The sequence below is a fragment of the Salinicola salarius genome (genome assembly GCF_003206135.1).
GTDB lineage: Bacteria > Pseudomonadota > Gammaproteobacteria > Pseudomonadales > Halomonadaceae > Salinicola > Salinicola salarius.
Map to the genome: position 1 here is coordinate 158,826 of NZ_PZJT01000001.1, position 26,215 is coordinate 185,040.

General features: G+C 64.4%; 20 protein-coding genes. 9 read left to right on the forward strand and 11 right to left on the reverse strand.

Annotation, left to right across the window (positions count from 1 at the left end):
* Together DOM32_RS00690 and DOM32_RS00695 are read right to left on the reverse strand one after the other, a co-directional pair.
* Window positions 1-1,928, reverse strand: a 1,928-nt coding sequence (locus DOM32_RS00690; RefSeq protein ID WP_157956993.1) for a GGDEF domain-containing phosphodiesterase, incomplete at its 3' end; no start/stop codon positions are given.
* Window positions 1,925-2,491, reverse strand: coding sequence for a heme NO-binding domain-containing protein (locus DOM32_RS00695; RefSeq protein ID WP_110630315.1), 567 nt, complete (start codon window positions 2,489-2,491; stop codon window positions 1,925-1,927). The genes DOM32_RS00690 and DOM32_RS00695, both read right to left, overlap by 4 nt.
* 222 nt (window positions 2,492-2,713) lie before the next feature.
* Between DOM32_RS00695 and DOM32_RS00700 the strand changes: the two genes are divergently transcribed.
* Window positions 2,714-3,601 carry an ion transporter gene (locus DOM32_RS00700; RefSeq protein WP_110630317.1) on the forward strand — a complete coding sequence of 296 codons (888 nt, stop codon included), beginning with the start codon at window positions 2,714-2,716 and terminating at the stop codon, window positions 3,599-3,601.
* A 117-nt stretch (window positions 3,602-3,718) separates the two neighbouring features.
* On the forward strand, window positions 3,719-5,413 hold the full coding sequence (locus DOM32_RS00705; protein ID WP_110630319.1) for a methyl-accepting chemotaxis protein: 1,695 nt from the start codon (window positions 3,719-3,721) through the stop codon (window positions 5,411-5,413).
* 12 nt (window positions 5,414-5,425) lie between these two features.
* On the opposite strand, the gene DOM32_RS00710 is transcribed toward DOM32_RS00705, so the two are convergent.
* Both DOM32_RS00710 and DOM32_RS00715 read right to left on the reverse strand, forming a co-directional pair.
* On the reverse strand, window positions 5,426-6,046 hold the full coding sequence (locus DOM32_RS00710; protein WP_071230671.1) for an L-threonylcarbamoyladenylate synthase: 621 nt from the start codon (window positions 6,044-6,046) through the stop codon (window positions 5,426-5,428).
* Between the two features lie 117 nt (window positions 6,047-6,163).
* On the reverse strand, window positions 6,164-7,087 hold the full coding sequence (locus tag DOM32_RS00715; RefSeq protein WP_071230670.1) for a PHP domain-containing protein: 924 nt from the start codon (window positions 7,085-7,087) through the stop codon (window positions 6,164-6,166).
* A gap of 110 nt (window positions 7,088-7,197) precedes the next feature.
* On the opposite strand from DOM32_RS00715, the gene DOM32_RS00720 reads away from it, so the two are divergent.
* From DOM32_RS00720 to mnmC, 3 genes are all read left to right on the forward strand, one after another.
* Window positions 7,198-7,749, forward strand: coding sequence for a septation protein A (locus DOM32_RS00720; RefSeq protein WP_071230669.1), 552 nt, complete (start codon window positions 7,198-7,200; stop codon window positions 7,747-7,749).
* Window positions 7,749-8,048 (forward strand): YciI family protein, encoded by a 300-nt coding sequence (locus tag DOM32_RS00725; protein ID WP_071230668.1) that lies wholly within the window; start codon window positions 7,749-7,751, stop codon window positions 8,046-8,048. Before DOM32_RS00720 ends, DOM32_RS00725 begins: the two co-directional genes overlap by 1 nt.
* A gap of 203 nt (window positions 8,049-8,251) precedes the next feature.
* Window positions 8,252-10,306 carry a bifunctional tRNA (5-methylaminomethyl-2-thiouridine)(34)-methyltransferase MnmC2/FAD-dependent 5-carboxymethylaminomethyl-2-thiouridine(34) oxidoreductase MnmC1 gene (gene mnmC / locus DOM32_RS00730; protein ID WP_110630321.1) on the forward strand — a complete coding sequence of 685 codons (2,055 nt, stop codon included), beginning with the start codon at window positions 8,252-8,254 and terminating at the stop codon, window positions 10,304-10,306.
* 76 nt (window positions 10,307-10,382) lie between these two features.
* Here the strand turns inward: mnmC and DOM32_RS00735 are convergent, their stop codons facing one another.
* Window positions 10,383-11,114 (reverse strand): response regulator, encoded by a 732-nt coding sequence (locus tag DOM32_RS00735; RefSeq protein WP_071230666.1) that lies wholly within the window; start codon window positions 11,112-11,114, stop codon window positions 10,383-10,385.
* Window positions 11,115-11,117: 3 nt separating this feature from the next.
* Window positions 11,118-12,719 (reverse strand): ATP-binding protein, encoded by a 1,602-nt coding sequence (locus DOM32_RS00740; RefSeq protein WP_244179748.1) that lies wholly within the window; start codon window positions 12,717-12,719, stop codon window positions 11,118-11,120.
* 344 nt (window positions 12,720-13,063) lie between these two features.
* Here DOM32_RS00740 and DOM32_RS00745 point away from each other — a divergent pair, with 344 nt between their 5' ends.
* Window positions 13,064-14,377, forward strand: coding sequence for a 2-hydroxycarboxylate transporter family protein (locus tag DOM32_RS00745; RefSeq protein WP_110630323.1), 1,314 nt, complete (start codon window positions 13,064-13,066; stop codon window positions 14,375-14,377).
* 364 nt (window positions 14,378-14,741) lie between these two features.
* Here the strand turns inward: DOM32_RS00745 and DOM32_RS00750 are convergent, their stop codons facing one another.
* The 4 genes from DOM32_RS00750 to smc form a co-directional block, all read right to left on the reverse strand.
* Window positions 14,742-15,011: a YheU family protein gene (locus DOM32_RS00750; protein ID WP_071230665.1), complete on the reverse strand. Its 270-nt coding sequence runs from the start codon at window positions 15,009-15,011 to the stop codon at window positions 14,742-14,744.
* A complete protein-coding gene (gene ligA / locus DOM32_RS00755) occupies window positions 15,008-17,044 on the reverse strand; it encodes an NAD-dependent DNA ligase LigA (protein WP_110630325.1) in 2,037 nt (678 codons plus the stop codon). Before ligA ends, DOM32_RS00750 begins: the two co-directional genes overlap by 4 nt.
* A gap of 166 nt (window positions 17,045-17,210) precedes the next feature.
* Window positions 17,211-18,518: a cell division protein ZipA gene (gene zipA, locus DOM32_RS00760; protein ID WP_110630327.1), complete on the reverse strand. Its 1,308-nt coding sequence runs from the start codon at window positions 18,516-18,518 to the stop codon at window positions 17,211-17,213.
* A 207-nt stretch (window positions 18,519-18,725) separates the two neighbouring features.
* Entirely contained in the window at window positions 18,726-22,229 is a 3,504-nt protein-coding gene (gene smc, locus DOM32_RS00765; RefSeq protein WP_110630329.1) for a chromosome segregation protein SMC, read from the reverse strand.
* Window positions 22,230-22,490: 261 nt separating this feature from the next.
* On the opposite strand from smc, the gene DOM32_RS00770 reads away from it, so the two are divergent.
* Window positions 22,491-22,964: a LexA family protein gene (locus tag DOM32_RS00770; protein WP_087718159.1), complete on the forward strand. Its 474-nt coding sequence runs from the start codon at window positions 22,491-22,493 to the stop codon at window positions 22,962-22,964.
* 89 nt (window positions 22,965-23,053) lie between these two features.
* On the forward strand, window positions 23,054-23,665 hold the full coding sequence (locus tag DOM32_RS00775; protein ID WP_110630331.1) for an IMPACT family protein: 612 nt from the start codon (window positions 23,054-23,056) through the stop codon (window positions 23,663-23,665).
* A gap of 20 nt (window positions 23,666-23,685) precedes the next feature.
* On the opposite strand, the gene DOM32_RS00780 is transcribed toward DOM32_RS00775, so the two are convergent.
* The gene (locus tag DOM32_RS00780) at window positions 23,686-24,387 is read right to left on the reverse strand and encodes a GntR family transcriptional regulator (protein ID WP_110630333.1); all 702 of its coding nucleotides are present in this window, start codon (window positions 24,385-24,387) and stop codon (window positions 23,686-23,688) included.
* Between the two features lie 194 nt (window positions 24,388-24,581).
* Here DOM32_RS00780 and DOM32_RS00785 point away from each other — a divergent pair, with 194 nt between their 5' ends.
* The gene (locus DOM32_RS00785) at window positions 24,582-26,213 is read left to right on the forward strand and encodes a gamma-glutamyltransferase family protein (protein ID WP_110630335.1); all 1,632 of its coding nucleotides are present in this window, start codon (window positions 24,582-24,584) and stop codon (window positions 26,211-26,213) included.
* Window positions 26,214-26,215: the final 2 nt, after the last annotated feature.

Genomic DNA, 26,215 nt, shown 5'->3' on the forward strand with positions numbered 1-26,215 from the left:
CAACAGACCCTAGCGCTCTCGGCATCAATGTCAGGCCGACAAGGCTTGAGTGACGGGAAGTCATCGACCAGCCGATCCAGCGATAGCGGCCGGGCGTAGACATAGCCCTGAATGTCGGTGACGCCCCATGCACACAGAAGGTTCAGGGTTTCGCACTCCTCGACACCTTCCACGACAATGCCGTAGTCGAGGCGCTGACAGAGCGCGATCACTGCCGACAGCACATGGCGCTTGCGCGGCAGCGTGGTGACGTCCGTGACCAGCTCGCGATCGATCTTGACCGTATCCATCGGCATCGAGGTCAACTGCGCCAGCGAAGAATAGCCGCTGCCGAAGTCGTCCAGCGCCACACGGATGCCGGCAGCCCGGATCCGGTCGAGAATGCGAAACGCCTTGACCGGATCGCTGAGCACCGAGGTTTCGGTGACTTCGATCTGGAGTCGATGACAGGGAATCCCGTGGTGGTCCAATGCCTCGAGCAGGGTGTCGAGAAGGCTCGGGTCCATCACCTGGCGCGTCGAGAGATTGACGCTCAACAGAAAGCGGTCGCCGAAGCGCTGACGGATGGCATCGTCCTTGAGCATCGGCAATGCCTGCTTCATCAGCGCTTCCCATAGCGGGGAGATCAATCCGGAACGTTCAGCGACTTCGATGAAGCTGCCAGGCTCCACGATTTTCCCGCCGGGCGCTTGCAGGCGCATCAGCGCCTCGAAGCAGCGCACCTCGCCCTTCGAAACATCGATGATCGGCTGCACGAAGCAGCGAACCCCGCGAGTCGCCAGCGCTCCGCGAATCAACTGCTCGGCCTGGCTGTTCTGTCGCTCCCACTGCCGCAGCGACTCGCTGTAATAGCGCCGCGAGCCGATATCCGACTGGCGTGCATTGGCCAGGGCCAGACGCGACCGATGGCGCCATTCGTCGACACTCACCGGCTCTGACGGGCTCAATACCGCCACCCCACTGACGTGCGACAGCCAGACCTGCTGCCCGTCTATCTCCACCGGTTGCGCGAGCAGCGCCTCCAGGGGTTCGAGAACGTGATCGAGCCGTTCGGCATCACCGATCTCGAAAATCATTGCAAAGGTGTGTTCCGGCAAGGCGGCCAGAGCCACCTGCAGGGGCAACTGGCGGCGCATCTGCTGGACCAGCCCCCGTAGCGCAGTGATCGCGTCCTCAACCGCTACGCCGTCGAACAGCGAGGCCACGTTGAGCAGTTGGAACTTGACCAGCGCCATCGGTGACAGTGGCGAATGCGACAGGCGTTCTCGCAGCAGCAGATCGAGATAATCGCCATTGGGCAGCAGCGTCAACGGATCGACGAGTCGCTGTTCGGTGGTATCGGTCTGGGTGCCGGCCATGCGAGTCGCCACACCATGATCATCGCGCTGGCACAATCCCCGGCATAGCATCATTCGCCAGCTGCCGCGAGCGTCGCGAATGCGGTATTCCACGTTGACCGACGAGGTCAACCCGTCGAGATGCTGGTACAGCGACTGCTGGACCTTGGCGCGATCGTCATCGTGAATCCGCCGTAACCATTCATCGACATCCTGCTGCCCTGCGGCATACGGCAACCCCAGCATGCTGGACCAGCGCTGCGACAACGTGATGTTGCCACTGGCGATATCCCACTCCCAGACACCGTCGTTGGTGGCGGTCAGCACCAGGTTCAGGCGTTGCGTCCGCTCCTCGACGCGAGTCTCGAGCTCGTCTCGTGAGGCCTGGAGATCCCGGATCGTGCGCCGCACCGAATCGAGGACGAAGTTATTGAGCTGAGCCAGCTTCTGCACCGCGATTTCGTCGCTGTCGGTATGGACGTGGAACTCGAAATTGCCGTCCACGGCCTGACATAGCTGGTTGCTGATGGAGTCGACCTCCTCCAGCAGGTGCCGCTCGCGCTCTTCCGAACCCCCAGGCCCTCTTCTCATGCCACCGCCTCCTCCGCGAACGTCATTTCGAATCGACAGCAATCGTCACCGCGATGCCGACAGCGCGTCTCGACCAGCTCGCCGGTCTGACCATACACCTCGAGCACCCGGGGGAAGATGGCGCGGTAGAGCGAACAGAGCCCATTCGGCGAACGGTATTCGACGACCAGCCAGGACGCGCTCTGCTCGACGACCCGAAACTTGTCATTCACTCGGCTACGCAGTTTGGGGTCACGCACACCGGCGCCGAGGGACGCATGAATGGCCGGCTGGCGCCCCAGCAGGGCTTGCGCCGATTCGGCCATCGAGAAGAACATGGGGTAGTGTCGGCGCGTCCATTGGATGAACAGATCCGCGTACAGCGCCATCAGCGCCTCATGATCGAGCTCGAGGTAATCGCCGACTGCAGCGAAGAACGCCAGCGTATCGGCATCGTCGTAATCCGTGTCGATACGTCGCCCGGGCGACGGCACGCCTGCCCGCTCCGCGATCACCTGTACGGCAGTTTCGCCGTAGTTGGCCTCGACATGGTCAATGAGAACACGTTGAATCAACCCGATCATGAAAATACTACCCTCGCGTCAGTTTATGCCTGGGCATGGTACCGGTACATCGCAATGACTCGACGAACTTCAAATGCGCATGAGCTGACGGCCAATGACATCCAGCAATTCTAAGTAATCTTAGTATTATCGGTATCCACGCCGAGAACTGAAATGTGCCGTAAACGAATTGCCAGGCGCGCGCTACGGCGCCACTCAACACCAGGGACGGGAACTCAATCGATGCAATCGGGCGACTCATCGCTACGCAAACGGCTATTCCAGATCATCTTCGAATCGGACACGCCACAGGCCAAGGCTTTCGACATTGCGCTGATCACCCTCATTCTGGTGAGCGTGGGGACCGTCTTCCTCGACAGCGTGCCGGGGCTGCATGAACGCTTCGGAGACATTTTCTATGTCATGGAATGGGGCTTCACGCTGATCTTCACGCTGGAGCTGGCGCTCAGGCTCTACTGTCTCGAACGGCCCTGGCGCTATCTGCGCAGTTTCTACGGCATTCTCGACGTGCTGGCGATTCTTCCGACCTGGCTCAGCCTGCTGATACCCGGCGCCCAATCGCTACTGGTGGTGCGCGTCCTGCGCGTCCTGCGCGTGTTCCGCGTTCTCAGGCTCATGGAGTTCGTCGGCGAGGGCCGCATGCTGATGCAGGCGCTGCAGCGCAGCCAGCGCAAGATCCTGCTGTTTCTGACCACGGTGTTGTTGATCATCACGATCTTCGGCGCTCTGATCTACATGATAGAGCCGCCGGAGGCGGGCTTCACCAGCATGCCGCGTTCGATGTACTGGGCGATCGTCACGCTGACCACGGTGGGATACGGCGATATCGCTCCGGTGACGCCGCTGGGACAGTTCATCTCCGCCTTCATGATGATCCTGGGCTACTCGATCATCGCCGTGCCGACCGGGGTCTTCTCGGCCGAAGTGATTCGCTCGATCCAGCGCGAGCGCTATTCCGAGGAAGCCTGCCCGGGCTGCGGCCGCGAAGGTCACGAGCGCGACGCCAGATACTGCCGCTTCTGCGGGACCTGGCTCAATGAAGAGACGCCGGACCCGAACGCGCGCAACGAGGGCGAGACGCCGGCCAACGACGACCAACCGTCGCACTGACCCTGTCGCACTGACCTTGGGCCAGAGAAACGTTACCGTTGTCATCATTCTGTGACATGACCGCGACAGACTCCTTCGAGCCCGCCTCGAGCGGTGCGTATTCATCGGGAGTCTGTCATGAAATCGTTTCGTTTCACGCTGCGGGGCGGCCTCATCGCCATGCTGCTGCTCTTCGCCCTGCTGACGTCGCTGATTGGCGGCGGCAGCTACCTGGCGATGAAGCAAGCCAGGGATGCCTTCGATTCCGTCCATGCGCTCAATGTCGTCCAGCTCGGCACCGCGCGCGAGATCTACGCGGCGCTGATGCAGACCCGCGTCCTGCTGGACAGCTACGAGACCGACTACAACCGCCTGCGCGTCAAGCCCGCCAAGAAGACCTGGGCACAGGCCGAAGCCACCTTCGACCACGCGAAACAGCGGCTTGCCGACCTTTCCCCGACGGGCGACCCCTCTTCGGAGCGCAGCCGGACCCATCGCGACCTGCAAAGCCGTTTCCAGGCACTGATCGACGACGGCATACAGCCCGGTTTTGACTCGCTCAAGGCCTGGGACGTCTCGGCGTACCAGGCCAGCGTGCAGAGAGCCAGCGACCTGACCGCGGCGCTGGATGCCAGTCTCGCAACGCTGACCGCCGCCGCGAACGCCAACGCGGCGTCGGGCGCCGAGGCCATGGCACGCAACGTTCGTCACCTGCAGCTGGGGCTATCGGCGACCGCAGCGGTCACCGCGCTGCTGGTCCTGCTTGCTTTCTACCTGTTTCAGCGCCATCTGCTGCGCCCGCTTGGCGAAGTCAGACGGCACTGCGCCGATATCGCCCAGGGCAATCTCGGCACGCGCCTGTCGACCCGCGGCGTGCGCGAAATGGCACTGCTCAAATCCGGCGTGGATGCCATGCAGCTCGCGCTGCTGGATCTGGTCTCTCAGCTGCAGCAGGGAAGCCGGGCACTACGTGACGACGCGCTGGAATTGACCGACGCCAGCCACGCCCTCAACGATCAGAGCCGACAGCAGGCCCAGGCGCTGCAGCAGACCACGGCGAGCATGGAAGAGATCACCGCGACCGTCTCGCATACGGCAGAGCATGCCGATCAGGGGCGGGCCCTGTCGGCGGAAAACCAGCGCCGGATCGATTCCAGCGGAGAACAGGTCTCGACGGCGATCAGTGAAATGCAAGCTGCCCGGGCTCGCTCCGAGGCCTCGCTGGAAGTGATCGCCATGATCGACTCGCTGGCTTTCCAGACCAACCTGCTGGCGCTCAACGCATCGGTCGAGGCCGCCCGGGCCGGCACGCAGGGGCGCGGATTCGCGGTGGTCGCCGAAGAGGTTCGCCGCCTGTCGGCTCGCTCCGCCGAGGCCGCCGGAACGATTCGCGAGCAGATCGAAGGCACGCATCGCCAGGTACAGCAAGGCACCCGCGTATTGGTCGACGCCGGGGAAACGCTGACCACGGCCATGGGCTCCAGTCAGCAGCTCAGCGAGCTGCTGGACGGCATCACTCTCTCCTGCCAGCAACAGCGCGACGGCATTCGCCAGATCGACCAGGCCATCAACGCCATTGATGCCGCCACCCAGCGCAATGTCGCGCTGGCGGAGCGGACGCTCCACGCCACGCGGGATCTCGACGACCGCGCTCAGCGCCAGCAGGAACGCTGCGACGCGTTCAAGCTGATGGCACCGCCACCCGCTGCCGCAGCCGCGACGCTCCTACCGGAACCGCTCTCCCCTGCCGCGCCCGCCGATACGGACTCGACCGTCGACTCGAGGTCGGTCGCCGATACGAGGCACAAGGCCCCTGAACCGTTACCGGCTTGATAGAGATTTCGCTCAACGGAAGGCTTCGGAATCGCCCCGCCCTTCGCGGACGATCACCGGCGGGATCTCGCGCAGGTCGACCACGGTGGTCGGTTCGAGCTGACAGGCGCCGCCGTCGATGATCAGCTCCAGATGCGCCCCGAAGCGCTCGCGGATCTCTTCCGCGTCGGTCATCGGCAAGGTCTCTCCCACCGGAATCAGCGTCACGCTCATCAGCGGCTCGCCGAGAGCATCGAGCAGGGCGTGGGTGATCTTGTGGTCCGGCACCCGGACACCGATCGAACGACGCTTGGGATGCAACAGCAGACGCGGCACTTCGCTGGTGGCGGTGAGAATAAAGGTGTAGGCGCCGGGCGTATGCGACTTGAGCAGGCGGAACACGCTGTTGTCGACCTTGGCGTAGGTGCCGATTTCCGACAGGTCGGAGCACACCAGGGTAAAGTTGTGGCGGTCGTCGAGCTGGCGCAGCCACTTGATCTTCTCGATCGCTTTCTTTTCGCCCAGCCGGCAACCCAGCGCATAGCCGGAGTCGGTGGGGTAGGCGATCACGCCGCCCTGGCGCAGGATCTCGATGGCCTGATCGATCAGGCGCTTCTGCGGATTCTGCGAATGAATCTGGAAGAATTGGGTCATTGCACGCTCTCCTGAAACCGCTTTGGAAACCCGCCACGACACGCATGACAGCGGTCGTCCGTAGGATGACCCTCGCTTTTCCGAGCGTCACCGCCTTTCAGCGTAACAGACGCCGCGTCATTCGCCGCAGGCAAAGCCTCGCAGGGACGGATGACACCACACCGGCTTGACGTGGGAACGCGGCGGCGGGCTGATCGTTCCCGGCGACAGCGCACCGCCGGGATAGTGGAAATCGCTGCCGATCGAGCCGTACAGGCCATGGAAGTCGAGCTGCCGGGCCAGATCGTGGGTCGTATCCGGATTCTGGTAGCCGCTGACCAGCTCCGCCGCCTCGCCGCCGGCCTCGATGAAGGCCGAGAACATCAGGTCCCGCTTGCGCCGGGTCATGCCGTAGCGCAGCGGATGCGCAACGACGGCGATGCCTTGGGCGTCGCGAATCCAGCCGACCACCGTCGCCAGCTCCGGCCAGTGCATCCTGACGTCGCCGCGCTTGCCGGCGCCAAGGTAGCGCTTGAACGCCGTCTTGATATCCGGCACCACACCGGCGGAGACCAGCGCTGCCGCGAAGTCCGGCCGCCCCAGCGGGCGCTCGCTTCCGGCTTCCCGCCGCGCCCTGGCGAGCCCGTCGTCCAGGCCGACCTTTTCCAGACGGTGGGCAATTTCTCGGGATCGCAGCTCGCGGGCGTGGGCCAGCGACGCCAGGCCGGCATCGAGGGCGCGGGAGGTGCCGTGGGGCAACAGCGCCACGATGTGAAGCGCGATGCCCCGCCACTGGCAGGAGAGCTCGGCGGCCGCCATCAGGTGGATGCCATGGTGACGGCATCGCTGTCGCGCTTCCTCGACGCCATCGAGCGTGTCGTGGTCGGTCAGCGCGACGTGCGTCATCCCGCGGGCATGGCACAGGTCCGCCAGTTCGGTGGGTGAAAGCTTGCCGTCGGAAGACGTGGAGTGCAGGTGCAGATCGACCCCGCGAACGCTTTCCAGCGTTTCTGGCAGCGTCAACGAACGAGTCTCGCGATCATCGGTGGGAAAAACGCTCATGGGCATGACGCCAGCCAGCGTCTTTGTCAGAATAGATCGACTATGGTGACGGGCGCGACGAGCCGGGTCAAACGTCTGCGCCGCCACCACCCGCCAGAGGCCTAGCCCGTATGAAACTGCTGTTCGACTTTCTGCCCATCGCGATCTTCTTCGCCGTGTACCACCTGAGCGGCGACATCATCATGGCAACGATGGTGCTGATTCCCGCTACCGTGGCGCAATTGGGCATCGTCTGGTGGCGTCAGCGCCGCATCGAGAAGATGCTGCTGATCACCTCGATCATCGTGATCGCCTCGGCCGGCGCCACCATCGCGTTTCGCAACCCGGCCTTCATTCAGTGGAAACCCACCGTCATCAATGCACTGTTCGGCGTCGCATTTCTGCTGTCTCCGCTGTTCGGCGGGCAGACGCTGACCCAGCGGATGATGGGCAAGGCGGTAGCGCTGCCCGCGGCCGTGTGGCGGCGGCTCAATCTGGCGTGGGTGCTGTTCTTCTTCGCCATGGCGGCGCTCAATGTCTATGTCTTCAGCTACTACGACGAGGCGACCTGGGTCGACTTCAAGCTTTTCGGCATGCTGGGACTGACGCTGCTGTTCGTGGTCGGGCAGGCCCTGTTCCTGGCCCGCCATCTTTCGCAATCACAATCGGAGGAAGGTTCCTGATGCTATACGCCATTATCAGTGACGATGTCGACGACAGCCTGGAAAAGCGGCTCTCGGTTCGCCCGGCGCACCTCGAGCGTCTGGAAGCGCTGAAGGACGAAGGCCGACTCGTGCTCGCCGGGCCTCATCCGGCCATCGACAGCGACAATCCGGGCAAGGCCGGCTTCAGCGGCAGCCTGATCGTGGCCGAGTTCGGATCGCTCGAAGCCGCGCAGCGCTGGGCCGACGCCGACCCGTACGTCGCGGCCGGCGTCTACTCACAAGTGCAAGTCAAGCCGTTCAAGCGGGTTCTGCCGTAAGTCGGACGCACCCGTCGCCCCGTTATCCACAACCGCTCGCGTCACGGTTTTGCACAATGGCTGTGGATAACACTGTTAAGATCCCGCGGACGTCTTTCCGTGCCGCCGACAAGCCGCCGCCTGGCGGAAAGTGTTCAATTTTTATACAGCTCGCCGCCTGGCTTTCCTGAAGCGATTGCCTGGCGGCGCTGGACGTGGAAACCATGACCGGCAACTCGGTTCCTCCTCATCGCCATGCCATCCGCTACTCCATCCGACATGCCGAACTGGACTGGCGTGTCGACGATGGCGACGTCGAGGCTCCCTTCTCGACCGCTTACGACGATGTCTATTTCTCGCGTCAGGATGGCCGCGAGGAGAGCCGTTTCGTCTTCATCGACAACAACGATCTGCCACGACGCCTGGCCGCCTGGCGGGCTCGGCGGCCGTTCACGATCGGCGAGACCGGCTTCGGCACCGGGCTCAACATGCTGTGCGCCTGGGCGTGCTTCGATGAGAACGCTCCTGCCGAGGCCAGGCTGCATCTGGTCTCGACCGAGAAGCATCCGCTCACCCGCGAGGCGCTGGAACGCGCCTGGCGCAGCTGGCCGCAGCTGTCGTCCCGGGCCGCTTCGCTGCTCGAGCAGTGGCCCCCGGCCGTGGCTGGTGTCCACCGCCTGCAGCTGGATGCCCGCGTCATCCTGGACCTTCACTTCGGCGATGCCGCGGACTGCCTGTCGCAGCTGGACGGCCAGGTCGACGCCTGGTTCCTCGACGGTTTCGCGCCGTCGAAGAATCCCGACATGTGGCGCCTTGAGCTGTTCGAGGCCATGGCCGCCGCCAGCCGGCCGGGGGCGACCTTTGCCACTTTCACCTGCGCGGGGTTCGTTCGCCGCGGCCTGGCCGCGGCCGGCTTCCACTGGCGCAAGGTGCCGGGCTTCGGCCGCAAGCGGGAGATGCTGCGCGGCGAGCGGGACGAATCGATGCGACCTGCGTCCGAGTCGACGCGACCTGCGTCCGAGACCATTTCCGCTCGAGCGGCGACCCCCTGGTTCCAGCCGCCGCCCGCTCGGCCGGCGGCGCACGTGGCCGTGATCGGCGCCGGTATCGCCGGCACCAGCGTGGCGGCGGCACTGGCGCGCCGGGGCAGTCGGGTGACGCTGGTGGATCGCGCGGGCATCGCGGCCGGGGCATCCGGCAATCCTCAGGCCGCGCTCTACGTCAAACTGGCGGTGGAACCCAATCTCCAGAGCCGCTTCTATCTCGCCGCGCTGCTCTACACGCAGCGCTGGCTGGCGCGCCTCGATCCCCAGCGCCGCTGGTGGTCGGACTGCGGGCTGCTGCAACTGGCCGGGGACGCGCGTGGCATCGAACGCCAGCGCCGGTTCCTGGACCTCTACGATCTGCCGTCGACGGTCGTCTCCGCCAGCGAGCCCGCCGACGCCACGTCACTCGCCGGCATCGATCTGGAAGAGGCTGCCCTCCATTATCCCCAGGCGGGCTGGGTGGATCCGGTGGCGCTGTGTCGTCACCTCGCGGCGACGCCCGGCGTCGAAATACGCCAGGCCGAACTTCGTTCACTGCGGGAGACGGAAAGCGGCTGGCAGTTGCAGCTGGGCCAGAGCCCGCTGTGCGTCGACCAGGTCGTGTTCGCCACCGGCCACGCCAGCCGCGACTGGCTCGATGGCCTGCCGCTGCAATCGGTTCGCGGCCAGGTGTCCACCCTGGCGCTACCGCAGCAGGCCGAGTCCGGCAACGGTCCGGCCCTGGAGCGCGTACTCTGCGCCGAGGGCTACGTGATGCCGGCCCGCAACGGAATGCTCACCTTCGGCGCGACCTTCTCGCCCCACGATGCCGATACGACGCTGCGCGAATCGGATCATCGCCGCAATCTCGACGAGCTGACCCGGACGGCTCCGACGCTGGCCCGCCAGTTTGCCGGAATCAATCCCGCCAGTTGCGGCGGCCGCGCCAGCGTTCGTGCCGCCAGCCCGGACAAGACGCCCTACGTCGGGCCGCTGCCGGACGTCGCACGCTGGCGCAACGACTACGCCGCGCTGGGCAAGGACGCCAGGCGCCGCTTCGAATGCCCCGGCAGCCACTATCCGGGATTGTGGGTCACGACCGCGCACGGCTCCCGCGGCATGGTCAGCGCCCCGCTGTGTGCCGAACTGATCGCCTCACGGCTATACGATGAACCAATGCCGCTGGAACGCGAGCTGGTGGATCACCTCCACCCCGGTCGACGCATCATTGCCGACCTGATTCGCGGGCGCTGAAACGCCCTCTGCGTTCCGGGGAGCCTCCGATTGACGCCGTATTGCCCAAGGGAATCGTCAATCAGGTTTGCTGGCCTCACGAGCCCGGCATGCCGGCCTCTCCCAGATGCGCCAGCGTCTCGCCATCGAGGCAGCGGTAGGTGAAGGAGGGGCGGCCGATCTGGCCGTAATGGAAGGACTCCTCGAGCACGCCGCGATCCACCAGATGCTTGAGGTACTTGCGCACCGATACCCGCGACATGCCGGTGTTCTCGCTCAGCGCCTCGGTGGTGAAAGGTTCGCCGTCCTGTTCGGCGGCGGCTCTCGCCACCTGGGCGAGCGAGTTGGTCGTCAGCCCCTTGGGCAGGTCGCCGGGGCGGGCCGGCTGGGCAGCGACCGAGTCGCGACGGAACAGCGCATCCAGATCGCGCTGGTGTGCGCGCGCCGGCAGCCGGGACAGCCGCCGGTGGGTATCGAGACAGCGGGTCAGGGCCTCCTTGAAGCGCTCGAACTCGAAGGGCTTGACCAGATAGTCGCTGACGCCGAGATGCTTGGCTTCACGCACGGTTTCCATTTCCGAAGCCGCCGTGATCAGCACGATCTGGATATCCCTGGCCTGGCGACGCAGGTCGCGCACCAGCGAGAGGCCATTATGCCCGCGGAGATAGACATCGAGCAGGAGCAGATCCACCGACTCCCGCGCCAGCAAGTCTCTGGCCGCCGGCAAGTCTTCGCACTGCGCCACCAGATCGATGCCGTCAATGCGATTGAGAAACTCGACATTGAGCCGCATCACCATCGGATCATCTTCTACTACCAATACGCGCATGGATCACGTCACTCCGTCGGTTACCCGCGTTACCGCCATCGCATAGGGTACTGTCACCTCGATCAGCGTGCCACGCCCCAGCGTCGAATAGAGAGCCAGCGAGCCACCGAGCGATTCCACGTGCGTCTTGACCATGGCCAACCCATAGCCTCGACCCTCGCCCTTGGAAGAAACCCCCTGCTCCATGGCGAGCCGCTGCTGATCCTCGGCCATGCCTTTGCCGTTGTCCGACACGTGCAGCGAGAGCGCGCCGGCGTCGACGCCCAGTGTCAGGCTCACCTGGGGCGCCTCGCGCCCGGCCACCGCCTCGAACGCGTTCTCCACCAGATTGCCGATGATCGATACCAGCAGATGGATGGTCTCGCTTTCGTCGGGCGCCGGAATCTCGCTTTCCAGATCGATCTCGAACGCCACTCGCCGCTCTCTGGCCTCGCTGCCCTTGGCCAGCAGAAAGCCGGCCAGGACCGGATCCCTGACCCCGGCGATCCGGGCCGCTGCCGGCGCGATCAGGGTGTCGTCCAGCTCACGCAGATAACGCTCCAGGCGCCCCAGATCACGCAACTGCACGAGCCCCAGGATGACGTGCAACCGGTTCTTGAATTCATGGGTGGAGGCACGCAGTGCCTGGGCGTATCGGCTGACGCCGGTCAGCTCTTCGGCGAGCCGATTCACTTCGCTGCGATCTCGCAGCGTCACCACGCTCCCGTCGGCGCCGCGTTCGCCGCGAATGGGCACCCGATTGACGATCAGCGCTCGCCCGTTCAGCGTCAGCCGGCGGTCGAGCGAGGAAACGCCGCTGTCGAACAGCTCCTTTAGCGTCGCGGCCGGAATCCCCGCACCGTCCTCTGCCGCCGAGGAACCCAGCAATTGGCAGGCCGCCGGATTGACCAGCGTGATCTCTCCCTCGCCATTGATCGCCAGAACTCCTTCGTGCAGCGAGGAGAGCATCGCCTGACGCTCCCGAACCCACTGGGAGATCTGGTGCGGCTCGAATCCCAGCAGGATCCGCTTGATATAGCGCGCCAGGCACCAGGCGCCCGAGGCCCCGATCAGCATCAGTAGTGAAATACCCAGCAGCAAACCCTGGCGCCGCTCGGCCAGCAACAGGCCGACACGGCTGAGCGTGACCCCGGTCGAGACGGCACCGATGACCGTGCCGCCGGCATCGAGCACGGGCGAGAATCCGCGAATGCTGACGCCCAGCGTGCCCTCCGAGCGAGAGACGTAGGATTCCCCGGCCAGCGCGGGGTCTTCGTCGCCACCCCGGAAGTGCCGCCCGACCTCGTCGGGATCGGGATGCGTCAGGCGTAGATGATCGAGATCCATGACGGTGATGAAATCCACCCCCAGGCGCTCGCGCAGTCTCTCGATCTGCTGACGCAGGGCGGAATCGGGGTCGTGGACGATGGGGCGGGCGGAGAGCGCCGCCTTGATATCACTGCGGTCGGCCAGCACCGTCGCCAGCCCCATCACCCTCTCGCCCTGGGTGTCCTCGAGATTGGCGCGCAGCTGGTAGTTGAACAACAACAGCGCCACGCCCAGCGTCAGCACGATCATGCTGGCGACCAGGATGAATATCTGGGCACTCAGACGTAGCCGTTTCACGCCACGTTCCCACCAGCCGGGCGCATGGACCCGATCTCGAAAGGCCTGCCGCCGCGTCGAGCCAATTCGGACATCTTCCACTACTCCTCTTTGCGATACCGACCCGCCAGCTGCCCCTTGAGGTAACCAGCCGGTAACCGCCATGGCTTTAGACCATGGTGGTATACCCTCCAGACCAGGCCTGTGCAGCCTTCAAGCACGTTTCTTTCAATAGTTTATAAAGGCTTTAATAATTTCCTAAAACTTGGTCGACACCGTGAGGTCACTATCCTCGGCACCGTACTGCCCGCCGGGCAAGAATCCCGCTTACCGCCCTTTGGGCGAGAATCCATGGGGAGCCAACCATGACTTCAACCGTGACGCAAACTGCACAGGCCGATTCCGGCCATCGAGACAGCTGGCTGTCGACGCCGATTTTCGGCATTCCCCTACCACTTTTCGCCATCGCCACCATTGTCTTGATCATCTCCATGGCGACGGACACGATCCCGACCGGGATGATCGGCGCCCTGCTGGTGATGATGATCCTCGGTGAGCTCATGGGCTTCATCGGTGATCGGCTGCCGATCGTCAAGAGCTATCTCGGCGGCGGCGCGATCCTGGCCATCTTCGGCGCCGCCGCGCTGGTCTATGTGCAGTGGCTGCCGACCGGCGTCGTCGACAACGTGACCCAGTTCATGAAAGGCGGCGGCTTCCTCAATTTCTATATCGCCGCGCTGATCACCGGCAGCATTCTGGGCATGGACTCCCGCGTGCTGGTCAAGGTCGGCTCGCGCTACGCCTTGCCGCTGGTCTGCGCCGTGCTGTTCGCCGCCCTGTTCGCGATCGCCGTCGGCTGGGTGATGGGCTTCTCGCCGCAGGACGCGGTCGTGGTCATCGCCCTGCCGATCATGGGCGGCGGCATGGGCGCCGGTGCGGTACCGATGAGCCAGATCTACGAGCAACTGCTGGGTCAGCCGGCCAGTTACTACATCTCCATTCTGGTACCGGCACTGGCATTGGGTAACGTCTTCGCCATCATCATCGCCGGCCTGCTCAATGGCCTGGCCAACCGCATGCCGAGCCTGACCGGCAACGGCCAGATGATGCCGGGCGTGGAAATCGAAGAGCGCGAGAGCAAACCCGACCTCTCCAAGCTGGGTATCGGCGTCGTCGCTGCGCTCACCTTCTTCGTCGCCGGCGAGATTCTGGGCGGATTCATTCCGCTGCATCCGTACGCGCTGATGATCATTCTGGTCGCCGTTCTCAAGATCGCCAACGTCGTGCCGGAATCGATCAACGACGCCGCGGCGCAGTGGTTCCAGTTCGTCGCCAAGAACTGGACCTTTGCCCTGCTGTTCGGCATCGGCATCGCCTACACCGATCTCGGCCAGGTGATCGACGCCATCTCCATCACCTACGTGCTGATCGTCTTTGCCGTCGTCGCCGGCGCAGCCTTCGGTGCCGGCCTGGTCGGCAAGCTGGTCGGCTTCTACCCGATCGAGTCCGCGATCACTGCCGGGCTGTGCATGGCCAACATGGGCGGCACCGGGGACGTGGCCGTGCTCTCCGCTGCCAAGCGCATGCAACTGATGCCGTTCGCGCAGATTTCGTCACGCCTCGGTGGTGCGCTGATCCTGCTCATCTCCAGTATCGTGGTGCCGCTATTCTTCACCTGAACCGGCTCTGACCGCAACGGCAATGGCGCCCCGTTCTCAAGAACGGAGGCGCCGTTTTGGTTTGCTGATAAACCGATACGCTTGAATTCCCCACCCGATGACGCCTTCCAGAACGGCGCTGAACGACGATCGCCGCGCCGGGTCTCGCGTCATGGATGACGCGAGAGGCGCGTTGGGCAGGATGCCCTTTCGCGCCGACCCGAGCACGGGCGGTTGGCGTTCAGGGGCTCGCCGTCTGGGGCGTCAAGAAAGGGGAGCGCGAGGGGCTTGCCCCTCGCAATAATGAGCAAAAGGGCGGTTGATGCTCGGTCAGTGGTAAGCAAATGCTGCTCGAATTAGTCACCTGGCAAAACGGACACACCGTTTAGCCTTCCTCCTCGTCATCGGCCAGGTCCCGCCCGAAGCTGCGCCATTGGGTCAGGGTCATCACTTCGGTGCTCTCGGTCTGCAGGTCATGAACGATCAACAGCTCGCCCCGCTCCAGTTGTCGCTTGAGATCCCGCACCCAGTCATGCATGTCCGTCGCGACATCGGTGGTGTCGTATCCCTGCCGCGTGACGAACGTCTCCAGCAGCGCATCCAGCGTCTCCGCGGGCAGCATGCGGTGCGGGACTTCGATGAAGCGTCCACTCATGTTCCTGCCTCCCATGACTTCAGCCGTTCGATGAACGTGGCTTCGTCGATCACCTCGACGCCCAGCTCTTCGGCCTTGGCCAGCTTGCTGCCGGCGCCGGGCCCGGCGACGACGGTGGCGGTCTTCTTCGAGACGCTGCCGGCAACCTTGGCGCCGAGCGCCTGCAGGCGTTCCTTGCCTTCGTCACGGGTCATCGCCTCCAGCGTGCCGGTCAGCACCCAGGTCTGCCCTGCCAGCGGCTGCGGCCGTTCGCCGATATCCTCCTCTTCCCAGGTCACGCCCACCTTCAGCAGATCGTCCAGCGTCTCCTGATTGTGCGCCTGTCGGAAGAACGTATGGATATGGTGGGCCACCACCGGGCCGACGTCGTCGACGGCCTTCAAGGCCTCCAGAGAGGCCTCGCGCAGCGCCTGGAGCGTACCGAAGTGGCGCGCCAGGCTGGCCGCCGTGGCTTCGCCCACCTCACGGATGCCGATGGCGTAGACGAAACGCGCGAGCGTGGTGTGCTTGGCTGCCTCGAGGGAGTTGACCAGATTGCTGGCGGACTTTTCCGCCAGCCGGGGAAGCTCGGCCAGCCGCTCGGCCCTGAGCCGGAACAGATCCGCCGGCGTCTTGACCCAGTCGCGCTCGACCAACTGATCGATCAGCTTCTCGCCGAGACCGTCGATATCCAGCGCACGCCGGCTGGCGAAGTGCTTCAATGCCTCCTTGCGCTGCGCCGGGCAGTAGAGGCCACCGGAACAGCGTGCCGCAACCTCGCCTTCCAGTCGTTCGATCTGCGAGCCGCAGACCGGGCAGGCCGTCGGCATCTCGATGGCGCGGGTCCCCTCCGGGCGCTGCGACTCGACGACACCGACGATCTGCGGAATGACGTCGCCGGCTCGCCGCACGATCACGGTATCGCCGATACGCACACCAAGCCGCTCGACCTCGTCCATGTTGTGCAGCGTGGCATTGGAGACCGTCACGCCGGCGACCTGCACCGGCTCCAGCTTGGCCACCGGCGTCAGCGTGCCGACGCGGCCGACCTGGAACGCCACGTCGTTGAGCGTCGTGGTCTGTTCCTGGGCCGGGTACTTGTAGGCGATGGCCCAGCGCGGCGCGCGGGAGACGAAGCCCAGCTCGCGCTGATCGCGCAGGCTGTCGACCTTCAGCACGGCGCCGTCGATGTCGTAGTCGAGCGTCTCGCGCTGCTCGCCCAGCGTCCGGCAGAACGAGACGACACCGCTCGCACCTTCGACGACATCGAGCAGCGGGCTGGTGCGAAAGCCCAGCTCGCGCAATCGCTTCAGGTAATCCGAATGGGATTGCGCGCTATCGTCGCCCTCAAGCCGTGCGACCTGATAGGCGCAGAATTCGAGTGGCCGTTTGGCGGCGATCGAGGAATCCAGCTGCCGCAGGCTGCCGGCAGCGGCGTTGCGCGGGTTGGCGAAGACCTTGTCGCCGTTCTCCCGCGCGCGCTGGTTCATCGCCTCGAAACCCGAATGGCGCATATAGACTTCGCCGCGCACCTCGATCAGCGACGGCACCGACTTGCCGCGCAACTTGAGGGGAATGGAGTGGAGCGTACGCAGGTTGAGTGTGACGTCTTCGCCGGTCCGCCCGTCGCCGCGCGTCGCGCCCTGGACCAGCCGGCCGTTCTCGTAGACCAGCGATACCGCCAGCCCGTCGAGCTTGGGTTCGCAGCAGAAACTCAGCGTCTCCGGATCGCTTTCGAGCTTGTCGGCGACACGCTTGACGAATGCCTCGAGCTCTTCCGTGCTGAACGCGTTATCGAGCGACAGCATCGGCACGGCGTGCGTCACTTCCCGAAAGCGTTCGGCTGGCGAGGCACCGACGCGCTGCGTCGGCGAGTCCGGCGTCACCAGTTCGGGATGATCGGCTTCCAGCGACTGCAGCTCGCGCAGCAGCTTGTCGTACTCGATATCCGGTATCTGCGGCTGATCTTCGACGTAATAGTGGTAGTTGGCATCGTCCAACTGCTGGCGCAGGGCATCGGCCCGTTCGAGGACCGCTTGGGGGATCTGGCTCATGACGCTCGATTCGATCGCTGCACAAAGTGACCCGCATTGTAGCGGAAGCCGGTCATGGCTGCCGTAACGTCAGGGCCGGACCCAGCCCGAGCCCCTGAAACGAAACGACGACGGGGCCTCGAAGGGCCCCGTCGTCAAGTTCGGCTCGGTTCGAGCCTTTGCCAACTCAATTGGCTTGATAGCGATGCAGCCGATGGCGACGCTCGAACTCCTGCACCCGCTGGCGCGCGAACTCGATCGTCTGGGCGGTCATCACGCTGTGGTTCTCGTCCTTGAGTTCGCCACCGAGGTTGCGCACCAGCACCATCGCGGTTTCCAGCATCGCCTCGAAAGCGGCCGCGGTGTCGTTGGCGCCCGGCAGCGGCATCAGGAAGGAAACCCCCGGCGTCACGATTTCCTGCATGCTGTCGAGATCGAAGACGCCCGGCTTGACCACGTTGACCATCGAGAATTGAAGCTCGCTGTCATCGGCTTCGGTCTCGTAGCGATGGAAAATGCCCATCTCGCTGAAACGCAGGCCGCAGGCCAGCATCAGGTTGAGCAGGTCGGCACCGTCGAATCCGTCGTCGGTTCTCGCCAATACGCTGATGACGATGATCTCTTCGGCGTGCGACAGGGTCTCGCGAGCGCGGGCGGCACTCACGTGGTGACGCTTGGCGCGCTCCACCGCCGGATGCGGCGTCACGACGTCGTGTCGTGGCGACACGCTGAGCTCGTCGGCTGGCGCGACGGGCCGTTCGGCCATCTCCGGTTCGACACGGCGTTCCGCAAGGGTCGGCTCGGACTGATCGACCGGTTGCACCTCATCGGCTCCACGGTCACCGTCATACGCCATTGGCGCACCTTCCGGCGGCACCAGCGTCGTGATCTTCAGGCGGCTGGCGTGATCGGCGGCATCGGCCTCCCGAGACGCCGGACCTGGTTGCTGATGGCGTTCAGCTTTCTGAATCCGCGCCGCTTCGGCGTCGCGACTGACTGCTTCCGGTTCACGGCCGGCATCGTCGCGTCTGGCATCGTCGCGTCGGTGACTCAGGCGATGCGCCGAATCACTGACACGCTTGGCACCGGCACGAACGGCATTCTTGAACTTTTGCTGCACATCGACACTGTGCTGCTTGTCGGCAAACGAAGAGCGCGTTCGGCGATCGACGATACTGCTCTGCAGTTCCTCTTTCGGAATTCGCGCCTGCCGCTTGGGTTCGGAAGGCCTGATCGGCTCCGAGCCGTTGCCGCTGCGTTCAAACGTCGCCGGACGTACGACACGTGCCCCTCCATTGGGCAATTCCCAGTTGACCTCGGCCTCGCGGGCCGCCTGCTCCGGATCCCTTTCGGATCCGCCGTCGATCTCACTGTCTTCGATCGTCTGATCGAGGCGTGGAACCCGACGTTGGCGCTGAAGACGACGGAAACCATCGATCACGATGGTCGCCACCAAAACCAGCCCCAGGATGATCAGCCACTCTCTTAGTTCCATGGGTCGTCTTGCCTGTTCGCGGTGCCACTATGCTGGAAGAGGACAACATGCTCATGCATGTCCGCACTAGCATAGCGTGATTTGTCAAAAATGGGCCACTTTTTTTCTTTGTCAAGCGAAGTTTTGCCCACCAGCAATCACCCTTCAATTCATCCCGTGCGCGATATCCTATTACGCCGTAAGCCGGTTTGGCTATTTTCGCCAGTATCAGGATGTATCCGCCATCGATGCCGCTTCTTCCACGCCCACCGATACCAAGCGTGACACCCCCGGCTCCTGCATCGTCACGCCCATCAAACGCTCTGCCGCCTCCATGGCAATCTTGTTGTGCGTGATGAAGATGAATTGCACGCTCTCCGACATTTCCTTGACCAGTTTCGCATAGCGCCCCACGTTCGCATCGTCGAGCGGCGCGTCGACTTCGTCGAGCATGCAGAAAGGGGCCGGATTGAGCTGGAAGATGGCAAACACCAGCGACAGCGCCGTCAACGCTTTTTCGCCGCCGGACAGTAAATGAATGGTGCTGTTTTTCTTGCCTGGAGGGCGCGCCATGATAGCCACGCCCGTTTCCAGCAAATCCTCTCCCGTGAGCGTCAACCATGCAGTCCCGCCGCCAAAGACTCGGGGAAAAAGTGCCATCAGGCCCTGGTTCACTTCTTCGAAAGTCTGCTTGAAACGGGTGCGTGTCTCTTGATCGATACGCTTGATCGCACGCTCCAGCGTTTCGATCGCTTCGCTCAGCTCGGCGTGCTGGGCTTCGAGATAATCGCGGCGTTCGGCCTGCTGCTCGTACTCCTCGATGGCCGCCAGGTTGATGGCGCCGAGCCGCCGAATGCGTTCGCCGGTCTCTTCCAGACGGGTCTGCCAGGCGGATTCCGTGGCATTGGGATCGAGATTTTCCTGTAAGTGTCGGGCGTCCTGCTGCTGTTCCGCCAACGTCTCCTGTTGCGCATCCGCCTTGAGCGTCAACGCCTGCACCTGCATCCGGCCTTCCTGCAACCGCTGGCGGAGCCCTTCCAGGTTGCGCTCGTGCTGCTGACGCTCTATCTCGGTCTGGCGCAGCGTTTCGCCGATCTGGTTGGCGCGATCCCGGCAGCGGTTGAGCGTGGCCTCCTGTCGGGATCGCGTCTCGAGTAATTGCGCCAGCCGTTCACGCTGATCGTCGTCGGGTTCGCGCAAGGTTTCCAGCTGTTCCCGCAGCAGTTCGACGCGTTCGTCGAGTCGCGACAGCTGCTCCCCACTGCGCTCGGCCTGCTGTCGAAGTTCGCCGCGCTGGGCCTCGAGACGTTGACGTTCGAGCGCCAGTTGCTGCTGGGTCTGGCGGGTCTGCTGCTGTTGCTGGCGCAGCTCCGCGAGCCGCGACTGGCTCTGTTCGCGGGCCGCTTGCAGCGCGTCGCGCTCGGCGCTGTTGGCCTCGACCTGATCGAGCGCCTGCTGCCAGCGCTCCCGCGCGCTCTCCAGTTCCAGCTCCTGCTCCGCGTGTCGCTCCTGACCGTGGGCCTGCTCGGCATCGAACTCCTGCAGCCGCGAGGCGACATGTTCGAGACGACTTTCCAGCGTCGCCAGTCGGGTCGACTGCGCCTGACGCTGCTGGGCGATTTCGCGTTCGTCCTGTCGCAACGCTTCCAGCGCCGCTTCGCTGGCCTCGAGTTCGGACTGCCAGCGAGCGATCGCTGATTCATGCTCGGCCAGTGTGGCGTCGAGCGTCGCGATTTCCTCGATCAGGGCATCGCGACGCTGTCGCTGCAGCAGGACGCTATCCGCGTTGGCGTCGTCCCGGCCGAGACGCCGGGCCCAGCCCCGCCCCAGCCACAGGCCATCCTGCGTGATCACGCTCTGCCCCGCGGGAAGGTCGGCGGCCATCTGCCAGGCCGCTTCCGGATCCTCGACGCAATGGATCGCCGACAGCAGCGTCGACAGCGCGCCGGCGCCCTCGACCCGGGCGCCCAGCGATCGGGAAGGCGCGGCCTCCGGTGCCTGTTCCGACACCACCGGCAGTTCTCCGCTGGTCAGTGAATTCAGCGGTTCACGTACTGCTCCCGGATCCGCCAGACGCGCCTTGAGCCACGGCGCGAGCACCCAGGCCACGGTGCGCTCCCAGCCCGCCGTCACCTGAAGACGCTCGGCGACTCGCGGCGCGTTGCCCAGCGGGTGATCGCCGAGCTGTTCGGCCAGACTGGCGTCGTCATCGTTGAGCGCCGCATCGATCAGCGCCTCCAACGAGGCAATCTCTCCCTGGCAGCGATGTCGACGCTCGCGTTCGCCGTCCCTTGCCGCCTGCGCCTCGGCCTGGCTTTGCCGAGCCCGCTCGCGGGACTGCCGATGCGTTTCGCGACGAATCTCCAGCGCCTGCTGCCGTTCGTCCAGCATTGCCAGGGCTTCCCGGAGCGCGTCTCTTTCCGCCTCCAGATCACCGACATCCGGCAGTTCGGATCGCTGTTGCCGGCGCCGCTCCAGTTGGCGGGCCGCCTCTTCGAGCTGGCGTTCGAGACGCCGGATCGTCTCCTGCTCACGCTCGGCCCGGTGATGAGCGTCCCGGTCCCGCTCGCTGAACGATTCCCACTGTTGCCGGTGCTCGTCGGCCCGGGCCTCGGCCTCTTCCAGCTGCAACTCCAGCGTCAGCAGCGATTCATCCGCGATCTCGGCTTCGGGCAGCAGCGTCTCGAGTCGCATGTCGAGTTCCGCACGGCGCGCCTCGTCCTGCTCGACCAGCTGTGCCAGCGCATCGCGCTCGCGTCGGGCGCTCTCCTGATCGTCGGCGAGCTGCTGCTCACGCTGCCGGGCGTGTTCCAGCGACTGCTCCAGCCGGGCGATACCGGCGCCGGTCTGGTAGAACGCGGCCTGATGCGTTTCCAGCTCCGCCGCCACCGCATCGTGGGCCTCCCGGCCTTCCGCCAACCGGGTTTCGCACTGCCGCTGGCCGAGGATCTCGCGCTCGACCTGGATCTCGCAGTCGCGCACGCGCGCCTCCTCTTCGCGCTGCTGGCTGCGCAGCGCGCGTTCCCGCAGTACCGCAAGCTCTCCCCGCAGGCGATGCTCTTCCTCTTTCAGCGTGCGATAGCGTTTGGCCGCTTCGGCCTGACGCTTGAGCCGTTCGAGCTGCTTGTCGAGCTCTTCGCGGATATCGTCGAGACGTTCGAGATTCTCCTGGGTGCGCCGCAGGCGATTTTCGGTCTCTCGCCGGCGCTCCTTGTACTTGGAGATTCCCGCCGCCTCTTCCAGCGTGTTGCGCAGCTCTTCCGGCCGCGCCTCGACCAGCCGGGAAATCATGCCCTGGCCGATGATCGCGTAGGAACGCGGCCCGAGCCCGGTGCCCAGGAAAATGTCGGCGATATCGCGGCGGCGGCATTTCTGGCCATTGAGGAAATAGCTGGACTGGGCCTCGCGGGTGACCTGGCGCTTGACCGCGATCTCGTTGTAGCCGGCATAGGCACCGCCGAGATCGCCGTCTCGATTGTCGAAGATCAGCTCGATGGAGGCCTGGCCGACGGGAGAACGGCCGGTGGAACCGTTGAAGATGACGTCTGTCATCGACTCGCCGCGCAGGGTCTTGGCGGAGGACTCGCCCATGACCCAGCGCACGGCGTCGATGACGTTGGACTTGCCGCAGCCGTTGGGTCCGACGATGGCGGTCATGTTGCTGTCGAACGGCACCGTGACCGGATCGACGAACGACTTGAAACCGGCCAGCTTGATGGACTTGAGACGCATGCAGGGAATCGAGCTCCTGAACCGATATGGCGATGGCGAACTACCCGGTCGGTAGCCCGCCATCGCCGGTTTCGGCAGAGCCTAAGGCACCGTGTGGTCGATATCCAGCGTCAATGTCCTGGCGCCATCGATCTCGACGCCATCCAGCCGCCCGCCGAGCAATGCCGCCATGGCGAAGGCGAACGACTGCCGCTCATACCGGACCGACTTGCCGATGCCGTTTGCCTTGCTATGATGTCGACACCACCTCGGGAGAAGACGATGACAAACGCCGCACCGAGCTATCTGCAGCGCCAGCCGAACCTGCCGCTGATCGACGGCAACTGGGAACCCATCGATGCCACCGATCTGGTCGAGATTCCCCTGCTCGGGCAGGTCGCCGCCGGGCTGCCGATGGAAGCCTGTCTCGACGATGCCACGGTTCATGTCCCCGCGAAGCTGGTCCGTCGAAACACCTATGCGCTACGCGTCCGGGGCGATTCGATGGTCGACAGCAACATCTTCGATGGCGATGTCATCATCATCGAGCGCTATGAGTCGGCCGAAAACGGCGAAACGGCGGTAGTCCTGATCAACAATCAGGAAGTGACACTGAAGAAGCTGTTCATCGAGAAATCCGGTGTCCGCCTGCAGCCCGCCAACGACAGCATGCCGCCTATCTACCTGAAGAATGAGGATGTGCAGGTACTCGGCCTGGTCATGGGCGTGATGCGCAACCCACCTCAGGTGGCCTGATTCCCCGGAATCGCCCCAAGTCTTCCAGGCCGAGCGAAAATCTTCCAGGCCGAGCGAAAGGCTTGAGCCGAGTCAGCCAAGAGATCTCCATGCGCTACCCGATTCCCGATCTTGCTCCGCGTGCGCGACACGCCAATACCGTCGAGATCGAGAAGAGCCGTTTCATCTGCTGGCTCTGTCACGCACCCGACAACGCCGCCTTCGACGCGCTGCTGAACGACGCGCGTTCGACCTATCCCGATGCCAGCCACCACTGTTCCGCCTTCATTGCCGGCGCGCCCGGCGAGCAGATCGCGATCGGCTTTTCGGATGACGGCGAGCCGGGCGGCACCGCCGGACGCCCCATGTTTCAGGCGCTGGAAGGCAGCGGACTGGGGCAGATCGGGGCGGTGGTGACGCGCTACTTCGGCGGTACCAAGCTGGGAACCGGAGGGCTGGTGCGCGCCTACACCCAGGCCGTGCTCAAGGCACTCGATACCCTGCCCCGGCGCGAATTCACCGAGCGTCGCGACGTAACGATCCAGGTCGATTTCAGCAACGAAGCGGAAGCCCGCCGCTGGCTGGCGGAGCACGACATCCCGGTGGTCAGCGCCGACTACGATAGCCAGGGGGCGCGTCTGCTACTGGCGTGGCCGGCCGATGACAGCATTTCGCTGGCCGTGCTGGAGCGGCGCCTGAAAGGAGCACTCGTGCAGCTCTGATCACGCCGTTGTGGTCGTCGTCATGCTTTCCCTGTCGCCCCGCCTTTCCCTTCGCTCACCTCGTTTTCTTGGCAAGCCCCCTGCGCCACCTCGTAGGAGAGCCGTATATGCTCTTCGAGCAGTGCTCGCGCCGCAGCGGTATCGCGTGACATGGCCAGATCGACCAGCTGGCCGTGCTGGTCGTTGAGTGTCTCTCGCATCGCATTGTTGGCCGGCGCCATGCGCCGGTAGCGATCGAACTGGTCGTGCAACTGTTCGATGAAACGCAACAGCCAGGGTGAACCGCAGGGCTCCAGCAGATGACGATGGAACTGCAGATGCATCTGCTCCCAGTGCTCCAGCTGATCCGGCGTCTCGTCGGCCCGCTTGAGACGGTGAAACGCCGCCAGCAGGCCGGCTTCCCATTCATCGTCGCCCGCCTCGAGCGCCTGCGCCAGCGCCTGCCCTTCGAAACGCTGCCTCAGTTCGGCGATGTCGTCCAGCTCGGCACGCGTCAATGCGGGAACCCGGAAGCCACGCTGGTTTTCCTGCACCAACAGGCCATAGGCAGCCAATCGATTGAGCGCCTCGCGCAGCGGGCTGAGCCCGACCCGGTAACGTTGCTTGAGCGTGGTGATCGCCAGCTTCTGCCCGGCGGCGAAACGCCCATCGATCAAATCGCGCTTCAAGGCCGTGTACAGCTGGCTGGCCGTCGTGTTGGCGGTGGGTGCTTCAGCTCTCATAAGTGCTGACCTTCCGATCCAGTGACAGAAACTCACTATCTTGCCGACTCAGGTCTTGACCTGCACAAGAATTCGACGCCATAGTAAAAAATCGATTTTTTACATCATAAACGATTAACATCAATTTACCGTATGACCTTCGCATTCAGCGATGCGCCTTACGATGAATCGGCTCAAAATAATCGAGAAACGCCATGTCCCTCACTTTCGACCACAACAATCCTTATCCCTCTCGCCGTAGCGCCACCTATGCCAATCGCGGCATGGTCGCGGCATCGCAGCCCCAGGCCAGCCAGGCCGGGCGAGACATGCTGGCCCAGGGCGGCAATGCCATTGATGCCGCCATCGCGACGGCGGCGGTGCTGACCGTGGTCGAACCCAGCGGCAATGGAATCGGCGGTGATGCCTTTGCCCTGGTCTGGATTGCAGAAGGCAACGACGGGCATGGCAAGCTCCACGGTCTCAACGCCAGCGGCCACGCGCCGAAGCGGCTGACACCGGAAGCCGTCAAGGCCGCCGGCCACGACGAGATGCCGCTGCACGGCTGGACGCCGGTCACCGTCCCCGGCATTCCTGCCGCCTGGGCCGAGCTGTCGAAGCAGTACGGCAAGCTGGACTTCGCCACTCTGCTGGCGCCGGCAATCCGTATCGCCCGGGAAGGTTTCCCGGTTTCGCCGGTGATCAGCCAGCTCTGGCAACGCGCCGAAATCGAATTTCGTGCCAAGGCAAGCGATCCTGCCATTGCGCCATGGCTGGAGGCCTTCGCACCCGAAGGGCATGCGCCTCGCCCTGGTGAACTCCACCGCAACGAAGCTCAGGCCAGAACCCTCGAAGCTCTGGCCGAGAGCCGCTGCGAAAGCTTCTACCGCGGCGAACTGGCGCAGAAGATCGATGCGTTCTCGCAAGCGACGGGCGGCTACCTTCGCGCCGACGACCTTGCGGATTATCGCCCCGAATGGGTCGAGCCGATCTCGGTCAACTACCGGGGCTATGACGTCTGGGAAATTCCGCCCAACGGTCAGGGCATGGTCGCGTTGATGGCCCTGCGCATGATGGAAGGGTTCGATGTCACGGTCCGCGACGACCCGCAGTTGCTGCATCGTCAGCTGGAAGCGATGAAGCTGGCCTACACCGATGGCCACCATCACATCACCCAGGCCGAGTACATGCGCACGAGCGTCGCTTCGCTGCTCAGTGACGAGTATTCCGATACCCGCCGCCGCCTGATCGGCGAGAATGCCATCGACCCCGAACCCGGCCAGCCGCAGGCCGGCGGTACGGTCTATCTGGCGACCGCCGACAGCGATGGCAACATGGTCTCCTATATCCAGAGCAACTATCACGGCTTCGGCTCCGGCGTCGTGGTGCCCGAAGCCGGTATCTCGCTGCAGAACCGGGGCCACGGCTTCAGCCTCGAGGCGGATCATGTCAACGTGCTGGCGCCCGGCAAGCGCACTTTCCATACCATTATCCCGGGCTTCCTGACTCGAGGCGATACCGCGCTCGGCCCGTTCGGCGTCATGGGCGGCTTCATGCAGCCCCAGGGACACATGCAGGTCGTCATGAATCTGATCGACTTCGATCTCAATCCGCAGGCGGCGCTGGATGCGCCACGCTGGCAGTGGATGGGCGGACGCAAGATCGGCATCGAACCCGGCTATCCGCTTCACGTGATCCGCGAGATGGCGGCACGCGGCCACCAGATGACCATGGCCGTGGACAGTACCGCCTATGGCCGCGGCCAGATCATTCTGCGTGACCCTCGAAGCGGGGTTTATTGCGGCGGCACCGAGCCGCGCACCGACTCCAGCATCGCGGTGTTCTGATC

What these genes read in the sequence shown, in the direction of transcription:
- zipA (WP_110630327.1), bottom strand. Translation starts at nt 18,518, where the DNA reads ATGGAACTAAGAGAGTGGCTGATCATCCTGGGGCTGGTTTTGGTGGCG.
- DOM32_RS00785 (WP_110630335.1), top strand. Translation starts at nt 24,582, where the DNA reads ATGTCCCTCACTTTCGACCACAACAATCCTTATCCCTCTCGCCGTAGC.
- mnmC (WP_110630321.1), top strand. Translation starts at nt 8,252, where the DNA reads ATGACCGGCAACTCGGTTCCTCCTCATCGCCATGCCATCCGCTACTCC.
- DOM32_RS00705 (WP_110630319.1), top strand. Translation starts at nt 3,719, where the DNA reads ATGAAATCGTTTCGTTTCACGCTGCGGGGCGGCCTCATCGCCATGCTG.
- DOM32_RS00710 (WP_071230671.1), bottom strand. Translation starts at nt 6,046, where the DNA reads ATGACCCAATTCTTCCAGATTCATTCGCAGAATCCGCAGAAGCGCCTG.
- DOM32_RS00745 (WP_110630323.1), top strand. Translation starts at nt 13,064, where the DNA reads ATGACTTCAACCGTGACGCAAACTGCACAGGCCGATTCCGGCCATCGA.
- DOM32_RS00775 (WP_110630331.1), top strand. Translation starts at nt 23,054, where the DNA reads ATGCGCTACCCGATTCCCGATCTTGCTCCGCGTGCGCGACACGCCAAT.
- DOM32_RS00750 (WP_071230665.1), bottom strand. Translation starts at nt 15,011, where the DNA reads ATGAGTGGACGCTTCATCGAAGTCCCGCACCGCATGCTGCCCGCGGAG.
- DOM32_RS00695 (WP_110630315.1), bottom strand. Translation starts at nt 2,491, where the DNA reads ATGATCGGGTTGATTCAACGTGTTCTCATTGACCATGTCGAGGCCAAC.
- ligA (WP_110630325.1), bottom strand. Translation starts at nt 17,044, where the DNA reads ATGAGCCAGATCCCCCAAGCGGTCCTCGAACGGGCCGATGCCCTGCGC.
- DOM32_RS00780 (WP_110630333.1), bottom strand. Translation starts at nt 24,387, where the DNA reads ATGAGAGCTGAAGCACCCACCGCCAACACGACGGCCAGCCAGCTGTAC.
- DOM32_RS00770 (WP_087718159.1), top strand. Translation starts at nt 22,491, where the DNA reads ATGACAAACGCCGCACCGAGCTATCTGCAGCGCCAGCCGAACCTGCCG.
- DOM32_RS00725 (WP_071230668.1), top strand. Translation starts at nt 7,749, where the DNA reads ATGCTATACGCCATTATCAGTGACGATGTCGACGACAGCCTGGAAAAG.
- DOM32_RS00700 (WP_110630317.1), top strand. Translation starts at nt 2,714, where the DNA reads ATGCAATCGGGCGACTCATCGCTACGCAAACGGCTATTCCAGATCATC.
- DOM32_RS00720 (WP_071230669.1), top strand. Translation starts at nt 7,198, where the DNA reads ATGAAACTGCTGTTCGACTTTCTGCCCATCGCGATCTTCTTCGCCGTG.
- DOM32_RS00715 (WP_071230670.1), bottom strand. Translation starts at nt 7,087, where the DNA reads ATGAGCGTTTTTCCCACCGATGATCGCGAGACTCGTTCGTTGACGCTG.
- DOM32_RS00735 (WP_071230666.1), bottom strand. Translation starts at nt 11,114, where the DNA reads ATGCGCGTATTGGTAGTAGAAGATGATCCGATGGTGATGCGGCTCAAT.
- smc (WP_110630329.1), bottom strand. Translation starts at nt 22,229, where the DNA reads ATGCGTCTCAAGTCCATCAAGCTGGCCGGTTTCAAGTCGTTCGTCGAT.